The organism is Microbacterium luticocti DSM 19459 (assembly GCF_000422405.1).
GTDB lineage: Bacteria > Actinomycetota > Actinomycetes > Actinomycetales > Microbacteriaceae > Microbacterium > Microbacterium luticocti.
The window spans coordinates 74,198-87,368 of sequence record NZ_AULS01000017.1 but is presented as its reverse complement, the minus strand read 5'-3'; the positions used below and the strand labels follow the sequence as shown (position 1 = coordinate 87,368).

Here is a 13,171-nt window from a genome sequence, read left to right as displayed (position 1 = left end):
GCCTCCACGGCGCGGCGACTGGTGATGCACCTGCCCGCGCACTGGCCCTGGGCCACAGCCTGGACGCTGCTATGGGAGACCGCGACCGGGCCACCACGCACCGCGATACCCTGACCACCCAGCCCGCGACGGGCGCGACCGGAAACCAAAGTGGAAAAGCCAGAGCACCGGCTGGCCGACCCCGCACGCCCCCGCAACAAGCCACGCCACCGAAACACGAAAACACGCCCACCAAAACCACGACGGTGGATCAGGGCTCAGGGGGTGGACGACGCCACCATTGGCGCCCTGGTGTCGAAGCTGGATCGTGGAGAGCTTCTAGACTCGCAGCGATCGAGCTCCGAACCGGTCAGCAGCGCGCTGGTGGACGACGGAACAGCGACGCGCTATACCTACCAAGACGGATCCGTCCGGGTGCTCAGCGTGACACAGGCCCAGAAGTCTGGTTCCTCCGGTGGGATCAGTCCGTTGGCTGTCAACACCATCTCGGGGTGCAAGAACGAGAGCGCCTCGAATATCGCCATCTACACCGGGTGTCTGATCAAGTTCGACGATGGGATCACCGTTCTCAAGTTCAAGTCCTCCTACTCGCGCTGGTCCGGTGGTGCGAATGTAAGTGATTGGAACTCTCCCCAAGCGGCGACGGCATACGGAAGCGTGACCTCGCCGAAGTTCACGTTCACTCGCAGGAACTATTCGAGCGGTGCGGGTCCCGCTACTGTTCAGATGCACACCAAGTTCACGAGCTGGAACGGTCTCTCATCCGAAGACATGTATCTCTCGCTGAAAGTGACGCCGTCAAAGGCAACAATCGACAACTACTGATCGATCATCGCGCGGGTGGCGCAGGCACGTGAGGGGCGGTTCATGTGCCTGCGTTGCTTCGTTCTGGGATCGATGTCCTCTCTGGAAGGACCAGACTCCTCCGCTGAGGATGCCGGTCAGGCGGATGTCCACAGGCTGCCCATGTTGGTCGGGAGTGCACGTGTGGGGTCTCAGCCGGGCACCCACGACGGAACCTGTCGTCGCTGACACGGGGATTCTCTCCGCAGCGGACCTTCATGCACTTGAAGACGGCGGGTTCGACTTCATCCTCAGCTCCTGAGCCGGTTCGGCATCCAAGGACCACGCCGAACACGACGTGGCCGTCGCTAACCTCTTCACGGAACGGTTAACCTCGGGCTTTCGTTGTTGATGGCCCGTGGTGTGGTGTCATACACGTGGAAAGTGCTCCTGATCTGGGAGAATTGGGATTGTCTAGAAGCTAGTTCTCTCAGTTCGAGGAGCACCTTCAGGGTGAAGGATACCGGAGCGTTTCCCCGTGTCCATGTGCGGCGGTGTCCGCGATCGGTCATGCGGGCGGTGTGCTGCTGACCGAGACGATCCGTGCGACGGGCCTGGACCGGGCACTGTCCGAAGCGCTGGGGCCGTGGCGGAAACCGATGGCCAAGCACGAGCCGGGCAAGGTTGTCCTCGACCTCGCGGTCACGCTCGCCCTGGGCGGCGACGCGCTCAGCGACATCGCGACCGTCCGCACCGAACCAGGCGTCTACGGTCTGGTCGCGTCGGATCCGACCGTGTCCCGCACGATCACCGCCCTCGCCGCGGACCCGGTGCGTGCCCTGGCCGCGATCGACTCCGCTCGGCGAGCAGCGAGGGAGAGGGCGTGGGTGTTGGCCGACACACACGCACCCGATGCTGCGACCAGTACGGACGCGCCGTTGGTGATCGATCTGGATGCGACGCTGCTGACCGCGCACTCGGAGAAGGAACAGGCGGCTGCGACGTTCAAACGCGGGTTCGGGTTCCATCCGTTGATCGCGTTCGCCGATCACGGCACGTCCGGCACGGGGGAGATGCTCGCGGTCAAACTCCGGCCAGGGAACGCGGGGTCGAACACCGCGGCCGATCACATCGACGTCCTCGAGGACGCGCTGAAGCAACTGCCCGGCGGCGCCTCCCGGCCGGGGAAGAGCGTGCTGATCCGCGCCGACTGTGCTGGTGGGACGAAGGAGTTCGTCACCTGGCTCACCAAGCGCAGGTTGTCGTACTCGGTCGGATACACACTCCCGTTCCACACCCCCGAGCTCTACCGACTCCTCACCAACCACAACGCATGGGAACCCGCGCTCGACGCCGATGGCGATGTCCGTGACGGGGCCGAAGTCGCGGAACTGACCGGGATCCTCGACCTCACGGGCTGGCCGAAAGACATGCGCGTGATCGTCCGCCGAGAACGCCCCCACCCCGGCGCGCAACTCCGGTTCGACGACGTCGACGGATACCGGCTGACCGCGTTCGCCACCAACACCCGCCGCGGGCAACTGCAACGCCTCGAGTTGCGACACCGCCGCCGGGCACGCTGCGAAGACCGCATCCGGCAGGCCAAAGACACCGGGCTGCGCAACCCGCCCCTGCACGGGTTCGACCAGAACCGGATCTGGTGCGCCATCGTCGCCCTCGCCACCGAGATCACCGCATGGGCCGGACTCCTCGCCCACCCGGAACACGAAGCCCGCCGCTGGGAACCCAAACGCCTCCGGCACCGGCTCTTCACGATCCCAGCGACCATCGCCCGCCACGGACGCCGCACGATCCTGCACCTCTCGAACCGGACCCGCTGAGCGACCACCATGCTCGCCGGGATCCACAAGATCCGCACCCTGCCCGCCCCCTCCGGCTAAGACATCAATCCCGCCGACCATCACGACCAAGACCGGAGACCCGCCACTGCAGCGCAACGCGGCCACTGTCGTACCCGCATGCCAAAATCAGCACCACGACCCCGGCAACGACGCCGAACGCGACGACTCAACAGCCCGACGAAAGATCGAGGCTAAGGGGGCGATGGATGTCGCAGCCGGCGGCGACGCGGTCATCCTGCTCGTCGAGTTCACCCCGCCGCGGCACTGAGCCGCAACCCTGGACGCGGCCGGCGGGCACAGACAGGATGGGACCATGCCGTACTAGATTCCCGCGCCGATGCTGGCCAAGTCCGTGCCGAGCATTCCCGACGCCGACAGTGTGCCGGGCGGGCTCAGCTACGAGCCGAAGTGGGACGGCCTTCTTCACTGAGCGAGTCGAGTGCAAATCGCGCACACGTCCACCACCGGCTGATGGGAAGGCGCGGGCCGAGCTGTACCCGGAGCGTAGGCGGCTGAGGCGCACTTCTCACATGAGTGAGAGCAGCGCATCGGGCTTGTCAAGGTGGATGAGGCCGGTGGGTGTTAGGCAGCGAGCTGTAGCTCGTCGGCTGGTGGCTGGTTGACACACGCGGCTGGGCCCCGGTCGAGGGTCTTCGGCCGCTCGTGGCTTGATGCTCGGAACCGTTCGGGGTGAGCGCGGCGAGCCGCCTCGAGCGCGGCGCCACGGCCGCGGTCGATGGGGTCTGCCAAATCGTAGTGGACGTCAGCTGGCGTGTGCATCCCGATCTCGGTGTGCCGGTGCTGGTGAATGTAGGCGTGGATGAACTCGTCCAGGAACTTGCGAGCGTGCGTCAGAGAGACGAATCGGTTGGGGGAGAAGGGCAGGTATTTCGTCGTCTCGAACGGCGCCTCGGAGTACGGGTTGTCGTTACTGACGTGCCGGCGGGAGGTCGAGCGGACAACGCCCAGGTCGGGAGGGAGCGTCTTCACAGTCTTTGAGGTCATTGACAGGCCGTCGTCGGAGTGCGCGATCTCGGGGTGCCGTGCAGGCCGAACGCGTCGATCATCATCTCTTTGACGAGCAGCCCGTCCTCGCAGGAGTGCACGATGGAGCCGATGATGAAGCGGGAGAAGATGTCGATCATCACGTACCCGTCGTAGTAGACACTCGGATGGGGCCGGGCGAGTTTCGTGATGTCCCAGGAGTAGACCTGCCCGGGTCCGGTCGCGATCAGTTCGGGCACGTTGCGAGGCGGGTGCGACGCTTGACGGCGCCGTTCCCAGACCTGTGCGTTCTCGCGCAGCACCCGATACAACGTCGCGACCGAGCCGATGTGCTGGCCGCGTTTGAGGAGGATCGCGTAGACCGGCAACGGCGGCTCGTCGACATATGGGAATCAACCCTCAGGTGATGTCTGCTATGTTGTCGGGACTGTGACACTAGAACAATCAAGCGCAAAACGAGCGCGTTCGTCTCCGGTAGGTGCGGTGCTGGCTGCGTTGGGCTACGTTGTGTCCGCCGTCCTGCTGGGGATGGGTGCCGCTCGACAGGCTTCGCTGTCTGGTGAGCTTCCGGTCTACGACCCGACGCCGTCGGAGATCGAGACTTGGAACACCGGGGGACTGTTTCTTCAGGTTGGCGGAATCGTCCTACTCGTCTGGAGCATCCTCGTCTTGGCTCTCCGGAAGCCCCTTCGCCTGACGATTCGCGCGACCGTTCTGATCATCGTTGGTGGTGTCGTCGCAAGCGGTCTCACGACATTCATCGTCTGGATGATCGTTCTGCCGCCGCTCCCTCAGGGGTAGTCGACGGCAGAACAACCTCCTGTGATCTAGACGCGCGTGGGCGACAGGTCCACCTTCTTGCCGGTCACAGCCTGACCCAGTGTGATCCAGGCATTCGTTCCATTACGCTCCGCCATACAGAACGTCTTCTTGGTGTTCGCCGGATCGAGCCAGCAGAGTTTTGCGTAGTACGTTCCGGTGTAGAAGTTCTGCCTACTGGTCCAGGTGCCGGACGTGACGCCGTTGGTGAACTGATAGTTCACGTATGCGGAACTCTTGCCATACCAGCATCCGAACCACGTGAGCGGACAGCCGGTGCTCACGCCGAGCGGAGCGGCGCCCAGACGTGTCTCGGTGAAGGCTGACGTAGGCTGATTCGCATCGATCAGGGACTGCAGCTGTTCTTGAGTCAGCGGGGTGACTGACACGATGTCCCCGCTCGTGGCATCAACTTCGATCTGTTTGCGGTCGTTGGAGTAGAACAGCTTCTTCTCGCTCGGACTCAACGCGTTGGCGTCACCAACGGTTTCCGTGCTGCTTGTGGCTCCTGAACTGTTGTCGGCCACCGCCTCGGCATGCGCCGATGTCGCCAGCAGGGTGCTTGCAACCAGTGCCAGTGCGAAGAGCGCCGAGACAGCTACGCGTTTGTGTTTCATGTGGGGCTCCTTTGTCGGTTGCCAGATTATGGATACCGTACAGGTAATCGGCTGAGTCCCATAGCGTGGATGCTCCTATTGTTGTCAAGCGGCCAGTGGTGGGTTGATTCCTTCCAGGACGGCGGTCGCTCGAGCTTCGAGGTCGGGGTCAGCGCGGGTGCCGATCTCAAGTCGTCGTAGCCGCTGGTGGGGGACGCCGAGAGTGGCGGCGAGGACGCTGATCGGGATGCCGATAGTTTGTCGGCGGTCTCTGAGCTCGCGCCCGGCCGGGTTATTGGTGGCGGGGTTGAGCAGGGCGGCGTAGACCTCGTTCGCGACGTGCCGCTTGAGGCAGCGCATGATGTCGCGGTCGGTGAGCTGCTCTGCGCGGCGCCGTTCGAAGTAGGCCATCGTTCGAGGGCCGCGGTGTCGCATGCGTAGAAGCACGATCCGGTGCAGGGCGGCGTTGGCGTGCCGGTTGCCACCGCGAGAGAGCCGGTGCCGGGTGCGTTGTCCGGACGAGGCGGGGATCGGGGCGACGCCGGCGAGAGCGGCGAAGCTCGCTCGGGTCCCCAGCCGCTCCGGGTTGTCGCCGGCGGTGATAAGGAGCGTCGACGCAGGATGGACTCCGCTCAGAGACAGCAGTGTGGGGTTGACCTGCCGGACGAGCAGCTCAAGCTGTTGTTCGATCTGGTCGATCTCGGCTTGCATCGTGAGGTGCCGGACCGCGAACCGCCGTAGCGTCTGGCGGGCGACGACCTCGGGATCGGGCGACGCGATCGCTCCGGGCCTGGTCTTGGCGAGCGTGGTCACCAGTCGCCGCCCGCTGAGGGCGCGGAACGCCTGTCGCACCAGCTCGGGCGCGGTGATCAGCAGCGCATGGATCTGGTTCATCGCCTGCGCTCGTGCTTTCGCCGCGGAGCGTCGCTCTGCCAGCAAGATCCGCATCGACTCCACTGCTCCGTCACCAGACTTCGGTATCGCGGTGTCGGTGCCGGCGAGGACGGCGACAGCAGCCTGGTGCGCGTCGAGCGGGTCGGACTTGCCTCGACGCCGCGGGGCCTGCCGGTCTTGCCGTGCGACTTCGACGACGATCAGCCCCGCGGCGTTCAGCGCGCGTGAGAGACCAGCCCCGTAGGAGCCGGTGCCCTCCACGCCGACACGGACGCCGTCGTCGTGCGCGCGGAGAAACGCGATGGCCTGGGCGTAGCCGTGGTCGTCGGCCCGGAACTCTCGGTCGGCGACAGGTCCGCCGACGTGATCCAGGATCGCTATGTGATGCGTGTTCTTGTGCGTGTCGACGCCGGCGACCCAGCTCGACCGCTGGAGACAGCGGGTTGGGCACCGGCGGGTCGAGTGTCATGCTCGTCATTGACGGCATTCCCTTCCAACGGTGATGAACGTCGCCGCGGATCGGGTGAGTGCAGACAGCACAAAGGTGAGACGACTTCCCGGTCAGGCTCCTATCAAGTCATGTGCCCGTCCGGCCCGCAGCGACCACCGGCGTCGACGGACAGATCCACAAAAAGACAGCCGCGAACGGCGTCCGTGTAATCTCGGGTCACGCCGGCATCGGAGCCGAATCCATCATCTCTGTGTCAATTCCTGCAGGGTCCTCGTCGTCGTTGACGTAGGAGGGCCATCGTGGGATGACCGGTTCCGCCAAGGAACAAGGAAGTGGTCCCATGATGACCCACCACCAGTCTGCCTTGACGACCCTGATCGGCGAAGTCCGCGTCGATCCTGGCCTGACCCTACGCGGACGTGTTCCGGCGAATGCTGCAGGCCGGCCTGCAGGGCCTGATCAACGCGGAAGCGACCGTGAGGATCAGTGAAGCCCCGCACGAGCGCACCCCGGGGCGCACCAACGCCGCAAGGGAACCCGTCCCAAGACTCTGAGCAGTCGATGGCGGTTGCCTGCTGCTCAACGACGATTCCTCGATAGCGATTCAGAAGATGCTATGTGGGCGCTGGACATTTGCTGAGTTTAGTGGTTCGATGAACTTCACTTCGATGAGTTGCTTCGGAAGGTAGAACAGTGCGAAAGATGAAGCCCATCAGTATGGCGGCATCGGCCGTCGTGGTCGCTGCGGTGCTGGCCGCGGGAGCCCCGGCGCTTGCGTCCGAGACCACAGGCGACGACCCCTCAGTTGTCGACCAGCTCGCACATGCGGCACCAGAGCTGGCTGCGGTGATGGCCGCGCCGTCGGACACGTCGAGCAAGGTCGGAGAGGTCACAGCGACGGTGTCTGACGACACCATTGCGATCACCTCTGACAGCGGTATGTTCACAACGACGGCACCCGATGCGGCTGCGGGCAGCACCATCCAGTCCGTTCTGCTGGATGAGGCTTCAGCTCTCTTCGCGATCAGTCTCGAGAACGAGACCGCCCCGCGTGCGTATGACTTCGCCGTCGACCTTCCGACGGGAGCGGAGGCCACAATCACTGAGAGCGGCGCCGTCGTGTATGCAATGCCCGATGGCGAGTTCCTCGGCGGCGTGGCCAGCCCCTGGGCGAAGGACGCCGCGGGGAAGACCATCCCCACGTGGTATACGTTCGCCGACGGGGTCCTCACGCAACACGTCGATCTGGACAGCGTCACCGACATCACGTATCCGGTCATTGCAGACCCGCTGAACGGCAAGTGGCTCGTCGCGGCGGCCTGGGTCACATATCAGTCCAACTCATCGAAATACGTCGTGAACGCGCAGCCCACTGCGTTTGGCCGCGACGTCCTCGGGATCGCCTATCTGAACCAGCACACCGCCGATCTCAAGGCTCGACTGGGCACGCTTGCCAACAAAGTCACCTCGACGATCAACAACCAGTTCCACTGCCATGTGCAGTTTAACTACATCGGCGGGGGCGCAACTTACAACATGGAGTCCTGGCGCAAAGACATCCCCTGGTGGTGGCCCGAGATGGTCGCATCGAAGTGCAACCCCTAAGCGCTAGCGGGATGATCGTCTAGACCGCACCACGGAGCCCCGCCGATCTCATCCGACATGGCCTTGCTCACCTTTGAGCGTTCGACCAGTGGCCGCTCCTTCCTTGAATGCCTGCCTCCTTATCATCAGACCTCCCTTTCGACGCAGTCGGATCGCACGTCGGCGTGCAAAGAGCGCGACGACCGCGGCGGCAGCCGCGAAGACCAGAGCGAGCAGCGCCCACAATTCAAAGGGCGCCGTGATCAGTACGGCCAGCGAGCAGGCGATGAGGGCGACAGAGCCCCACGTCAGCCAAACGACGGCGTCGTCCGTACGGTCTTCGCTCTGCGTTATTACCGGTGATTCATGAAACTCCGAAGGCACGTTCACACGCTACCGGCACCGTGGGAGGCCGTCCACGGACCGGCTTGATGGCGATGGATGCCGCGGCCGGCGGCGACGCGGTCATCCTGCTCGTCGAGTTCACCCCGCCGCGGCACTGAGCTGCAACCCTGGACGCGGCCGGCGGGCACAGACAGGATGGGACCATGCCGTACCAGATCCCCGCGCCGATGCTGGCCAAGTCCGTGCCGAGCATTCCCGACTCCGACAGTGTGCCGGGCGGGCTCAGCTACGAGCCGAAGTGGGACGGCTTCCGTGGCCTGGTGTCATGGGACGGCGAGAACGTCGAGATCGGCAGTCGGGGAGCCAAGCCGCTGACGCGCTACTTTCCCGAGCTCGTCGAGGCGTTCCGCACGTTGCTGCCCGAGCCCTGCCTGCTCGACGGTGAGATCGCGGTGCCCACCGGGGAGGACGGCCACCGACACCTCGATTGGGAGGCGTTGAGCCAGCGCATCCACCCCGCGGCATCCCGTGTCGCCAAGCTCGCCGCCGAGACCCCCGCGATGTTCATCGCGTACGACCTGCTCGCGCGTGGCGACCGTGATCTGCAGGGCGAGCCGTTCCGCACCCGCCGCACCGTGCTCGAAGAGCTGGTCGGCGGGCTGCCGCATCCCATTCATCTGACCCGCACCACCGGCGATACCGCGATCGCCCGCCGCTGGCTCGACGAGTTCGAGGGTGCGGGTCTGGACGGGGTGGTGGCCAAGCCGCTCGCCGAGCCGTACACGCCGAACAAGCGCACGATGTTCAAGATCAAGCATGTGCGCACCGTCGACGTGGTCGCCATCGGATACCGCGTGCACAAGTCGGGCAGCGGCGTCGGGTCGCTGTTGCTCGGCCTGTACGACGCGAGCGGGCGGCTGCACAACGTCGGAGCCGTCTCGGCGTTCAGCAACGCCCGCCGGCTGCAGCTCGTCGATGAGCTCGAGCCTGTGGTCGAGAGGGATGCCTCGGGCTCTGCCGTCACCGGATCCACCGACACGTCACGGTTCAGTGCCGGCAAGGACGTGTCGTTCGTACGGCTGCGGCCCGAGCGGGTGCTCGAGGTGCGTTACGACCAGCTCGAGGGGGATCGGTTCCGGCACACCGTGCAGTTCGAGCGGTGGCGACCCGACCGGGAACCCGAGTCTTGCCGGTTCGACCAGCTCGAAACGGTGGCCTCGTTCGACGTCGACCGCGTTCTGCAGTAGCCGGCCCGCCTCCCCGCCCGCGGTGCGTGCGGGCTCCTTTCGGGGCGGGAGGAACGGCGGCACAGGGTACAGATTGCGGACACGGGCAGTGTCGCGGTGTATACGTGACTGCCACAACCGGATCAACACGTGACGCCGTCCGATCGGCTCCAGATGCCCGACACCAGAAGCCCGGTTGGTGATTGATCCGAGGAGACGAGCCGGACCAGGAGCATCTGAACGTCCGGCCTGCTCGGGTCGACGAGTGAGTCTCCGGCTTCGTTGCGCACGTCGACGTGCGATACGTCTTGGCAGACGTCGATCGCCAGCTTCGATAGTCGCTCATCGGCCTCGCGCGATTCGACCGTCATGATGACGGCGTCTCCGGTCTTCACCGCATGCTTCGAGTACAGCTCGGGGAAGGTCTTCTTATCAGCAGCAAGCGCGTCGCCGGTCGCCCACTTGTAGACATCCTCGAACGTTGCGGGATCACGAGTGTCGGCAGCGTTGGCCGCGTCGACATAAGCCCGATATGTGTCCTCCGCCGCCCTGTACGCGTCGGCCTCGCTGGTGAAGCCCGGAGTCGGAGTCGGAGTCGGAGTCGGGTTCGGGTTCGGTGCCGGTTGCGCCGCGCAGCCGGCCAACACCGCGAGCATGAGTACCGTGGCGGCCACGATCGCACGACGAGACATGCACGCCACCGTAGCGAGAACCACGCACACACCGTCAGAGTTATCCACAGCCGTCGGCGGCGTGGGAACACACTCGCTCAGTTCGGACAGGCGTCACAGAGTCGGAGAGGCATGGAACGGCGTGGCGTGGTCGACAGCCAGGGCCGGCGGGTTTCGGCAGCGAATGCCAGACTGGCTCCAGTGATCGCGAACACCGCCGGCGCCCTCAACACTGAGGATCACCCTCTCGTGCCCCGATTCCTCGGACAGCAAGTCCCGTCGGGGATGCCGGGGACTCCTCTATGGCGACGGTTGTACTGTGCACGTCCGGGCGATCAGGGTCAACAAGGGAGTTGCCGTCGGCGTCGAAGACCTCGATTTCGGAGACATCGAGACAGACGCTCAGCTTGACGACCAGGGGCGACAGGGTGACCGACGCAGGTTCCATCACGGTGATGTGTGATTCCCCTGAGATTCGGACACCATCGGCGTGATCCTGGCTTAGAGCCTTCTTGTCGGCAGCGAGTGCATCGCCGGTCTCCAACCGATATATCTCTTCCAGCGTTGCGGGTTTTGACGGGTCCAGGCGATTGAATGCGTCGACGTATACCCGGTACGTGTCCTCCGCGGCCTTGTACGCGTCGGCTTCGCTGGTGAAGCGCGGACTCGGGGTCGGGCTCGACTTGGGCTGCGGGGGCTGCGGTGTGCAGCCGGTCAGCACCGCGAGCACGAGCACCGCGGTGGCCACGATCGTACGGCGAGGCATGCAGGCCACCGTAGCGAGATCCGCCTACACCCCGTCAGAGTTATCCACAGGCCCCGTTTCGCTGGCCCGACGGTGCACTCGCTCGGTCTCGGCGCAGCTCCCCGCGGCACGCCGGGTCAGGCGCGGGGGAGCTCCTGCTGCAGCCGACGGGCGACCTCGGCGGCGGGCATCCGTCGTGGGAAGACGGCCACAACGACATCGTCGGCGGAGGCCGGGGCCGAGGCATCCTCGTCGAGCACCCCGAACCTGCGCATCGCCTCGTCGAGCGCCGCGCGCAGCACCGATGTCCGCACCCGTTGCGACCCGCGGATCAGCCGCCGCAGCACGTGATTGTGTATCGCCGTGACCATCGCCGCGAAGCTCACCGCATCCACCGGGTCGAGCCCGGGCAGCGCCTCGCGCAGGTACTCGTCGAACAGCCGCTCGTACCGGAACACGGTGACGATCTCGCGCTCGCGCAGCGCCGGCACCTGCCGCACTACGGCGTACCGGCGCCGCGCCAGGTCGGGATCGGCCGCGAAGTGCCGGAACACCTCGATCGAGGCATCCCGCACCGCCACCCACGGATTCGCGTGCGGCCTGGCCAGGTAGTCGCGTAGCATCTCGAGCAGCAGTTCGTGGTCGGCGAAGACGACGTCGTCTTTGCCGCCGAACTGCCGAAAGAACGTCGACCGCGAGACCCCCGCGGCCTGGGCGATCTGCTCGACCGAGGTCGCCTCGAAACCCTGTCGGTCGAACAGGTCGAGCGCGGCGGCCATCACGACGGTGCGTGCAGGCGTCGCGGATGTTGACGTGGGCATAGTCAGAGAGTAGTCGCGGGATGCCGCGGGGCATCGGCTCGCGCACGGCGAAACCGTGCACAACCCCGGGTACGGGCCGCACGGGGGCTCTCAGGCGCGGGTAGTAGGCTGGGGGATCGGTCGATTTCTCTCGACATCGAGACGTTTTTTCGCCTCGTCACCCACATTCGTCCCAACGAAGGATTGCACGTGGATCTCTACGAGTACCAGGCACGAGACCTGTTCGAACAGTACGGAGTGCCGGTGCTCGCCGGCATCGTCGCCGACACCCCCGACGAGGTCAAGGCTGCGGCCGAGAAGCTCGGCGGCGTCGTGGTCGTCAAGGCGCAGGTCAAGACCGGAGGCCGCGGCAAGGCCGGCGGCGTCAAGGTCGCCAAGAACCCCGACGAGGCGTACGAGGCGGCGAAGGCGATCCTCGGCCTCGACATCAAGGGTCACATCGTCAAGCGCGTGATGGTCGCGGCCGGTGCCCGCATCGCCCGTGAGTTCTACTTCTCGGTGCTGCTGGACCGTGCCAACCGCTCCTACCTGTCGCTGTGCTCGGTCGAGGGCGGCATGGAGATCGAGCAGCTCGCCGTCGAGAAGCCCGAGGCGCTCGCCCGCGTCGAGGTCGACCCGCTGACCGGCATCGACCAGGCCAAGGCGCTCGAGATCGCGAAGGCCGCGAACTTCGACGACGACCTCGCCCCGAAGGTGGCCGACGTCTTCGTCAAGCTCTTCGACGTGTACAAGGGCGAGGACGCCACCCTGGTCGAGGTGAACCCGCTCGTGCAGACCGAAGACGGCGACATCATCGCACTCGACGGCAAGGTCACCCTCGACGACAACGCGGCGTTCCGCCACCCGAACCACGAGGCCCTTGAAGACACCTCGGCCACCGATCCGCTCGAGGCCAAGGCCAAGGCGCACGACCTGAACTACGTCAAGCTCGACGGCCAGGTCGGCATCATCGGCAACGGCGCGGGCCTGGTCATGTCGACGCTGGATGTCGTCGCCTACGCCGGCGAGAAGCACGGCGGCGTGAAGCCCGCGAACTTCCTCGACATCGGCGGCGGCGCCTCGGCCACGGTGATGGCGGCAGGCCTCGACGTCATCCTGAACGACCCGCAGGTCAAGAGCGTGTTCGTGAACGTCTTCGGCGGCATCACCTCGTGCGTGGCCGTCGCTGAGGGCATCGTCAAGGCGCTCGAGATCCTCGGCGACGAGGCCAACAAGCCGCTGGTCGTGCGCCTGGACGGCAACCAGGTCGACGAGGGCCGTGCGATCCTCGCCGGTGCCGACCACCCGCTCGTGACCCTGGCCGCCGGCATGGACGAGGGCGCCGACAAGGCCGCCGAGCTCGCGAACGCCTGAGCCGAAGCATCCGGAT

At 65.5% G+C, this 13,171-nt stretch carries 12 protein-coding genes and 3 pseudogenes; 7 read left to right on the top strand and 8 right to left on the bottom strand.

All coding sequences use genetic code 11. The features are described from left to right. The first annotated feature begins 264 nt into the window (after nucleotides 1–264). Nucleotides 265–825: a hypothetical protein gene (locus H577_RS0111515; RefSeq protein WP_029146071.1), complete on the top strand. Its 561-nt coding sequence runs from the start codon at nucleotides 265–267 to the stop codon at nucleotides 823–825. A gap of 471 nt (nucleotides 826–1,296) precedes the next feature. Further along, a pseudogene (locus H577_RS16320) lies at nucleotides 1,297–2,624 on the top strand (IS1380 family transposase). A 603-nt stretch (nucleotides 2,625–3,227) separates the two neighbouring features. On the opposite strand, the gene H577_RS17425 reads toward H577_RS16320, so the two are convergent. After that, nucleotides 3,228–3,635 (bottom strand): integrase core domain-containing protein, encoded by a 408-nt coding sequence (locus H577_RS17425; protein ID WP_169566302.1) that lies wholly within the window; start codon nucleotides 3,633–3,635, stop codon nucleotides 3,228–3,230. 11 nt (nucleotides 3,636–3,646) lie between these two features. Beyond that, a complete protein-coding gene (locus H577_RS17420; RefSeq protein WP_084516173.1) occupies nucleotides 3,647–4,018 on the bottom strand; it encodes a hypothetical protein in 372 nt (123 codons plus the stop codon). Between the two features lie 115 nt (nucleotides 4,019–4,133). Between H577_RS17420 and H577_RS0111495 the strand changes: the two genes are divergently transcribed. Continuing rightward, nucleotides 4,134–4,451: a hypothetical protein gene (locus H577_RS0111495; RefSeq protein WP_029146070.1), complete on the top strand. Its 318-nt coding sequence runs from the start codon at nucleotides 4,134–4,136 to the stop codon at nucleotides 4,449–4,451. A gap of 26 nt (nucleotides 4,452–4,477) precedes the next feature. Here the strand turns inward: H577_RS0111495 and H577_RS0111490 are convergent, their stop codons facing one another. After that, complete coding sequence (locus tag H577_RS0111490) at nucleotides 4,478–5,086, bottom strand: hypothetical protein (protein WP_029146069.1); 609 nt, start codon at nucleotides 5,084–5,086, stop codon at nucleotides 4,478–4,480. A gap of 84 nt (nucleotides 5,087–5,170) precedes the next feature. After that, nucleotides 5,171–6,364: pseudogene (locus H577_RS16310) on the bottom strand (IS110 family RNA-guided transposase); the annotation flags it as partial. 389 nt (nucleotides 6,365–6,753) lie between these two features. Between H577_RS16310 and H577_RS18275 the strand changes: the two are divergent. Together H577_RS18275 and H577_RS0111480 are read left to right on the top strand one after the other, a co-directional pair. Beyond that, nucleotides 6,754–6,969: pseudogene (locus tag H577_RS18275) on the top strand (IS256 family transposase); the annotation flags it as partial. A gap of 143 nt (nucleotides 6,970–7,112) precedes the next feature. Continuing rightward, entirely contained in the window at nucleotides 7,113–8,015 is a 903-nt protein-coding gene (locus tag H577_RS0111480) for a DUF2599 domain-containing protein (RefSeq protein ID WP_029146068.1), read from the top strand. A 48-nt stretch (nucleotides 8,016–8,063) separates the two neighbouring features. On the opposite strand, the gene H577_RS17695 is transcribed toward H577_RS0111480, so the two are convergent. Further along, the gene (locus H577_RS17695; protein WP_156876643.1) at nucleotides 8,064–8,378 is read right to left on the bottom strand and encodes a hypothetical protein; all 315 of its coding nucleotides are present in this window, start codon (nucleotides 8,376–8,378) and stop codon (nucleotides 8,064–8,066) included. 164 nt (nucleotides 8,379–8,542) lie between these two features. Between H577_RS17695 and H577_RS0111470 the strand changes: the two genes are divergently transcribed. Next, nucleotides 8,543–9,586 carry an ATP-dependent DNA ligase gene (locus tag H577_RS0111470; RefSeq protein WP_029146067.1) on the top strand — a complete coding sequence of 348 codons (1,044 nt, stop codon included), beginning with the start codon at nucleotides 8,543–8,545 and terminating at the stop codon, nucleotides 9,584–9,586. A 122-nt stretch (nucleotides 9,587–9,708) separates the two neighbouring features. Here H577_RS0111470 and H577_RS0111465 read toward each other — a convergent pair whose 3' ends face one another. The 3 genes from H577_RS0111465 to H577_RS0111455 all read right to left on the bottom strand — a co-directional run bounded on the left by H577_RS0111465 (nucleotide 9,709) and on the right by H577_RS0111455 (nucleotide 11,802). Beyond that, nucleotides 9,709–10,281: a hypothetical protein gene (locus H577_RS0111465; protein ID WP_156876642.1), complete on the bottom strand. Its 573-nt coding sequence runs from the start codon at nucleotides 10,279–10,281 to the stop codon at nucleotides 9,709–9,711. Between the two features lie 181 nt (nucleotides 10,282–10,462). Beyond that, nucleotides 10,463–10,984: a hypothetical protein gene (locus H577_RS16305; protein WP_156876641.1), complete on the bottom strand. Its 522-nt coding sequence runs from the start codon at nucleotides 10,982–10,984 to the stop codon at nucleotides 10,463–10,465. A gap of 134 nt (nucleotides 10,985–11,118) precedes the next feature. Beyond that, nucleotides 11,119–11,802: a TetR/AcrR family transcriptional regulator gene (locus H577_RS0111455; protein WP_029146065.1), complete on the bottom strand. Its 684-nt coding sequence runs from the start codon at nucleotides 11,800–11,802 to the stop codon at nucleotides 11,119–11,121. Nucleotides 11,803–11,991: 189 nt separating this feature from the next. Between H577_RS0111455 and sucC the strand changes: the two genes are divergently transcribed. Then, nucleotides 11,992–13,155, top strand: coding sequence for an ADP-forming succinate--CoA ligase subunit beta (gene sucC / locus H577_RS0111450; RefSeq protein ID WP_029146064.1), 1,164 nt, complete (start codon nucleotides 11,992–11,994; stop codon nucleotides 13,153–13,155). Nucleotides 13,156–13,171 lie beyond the last annotated feature (16 nt).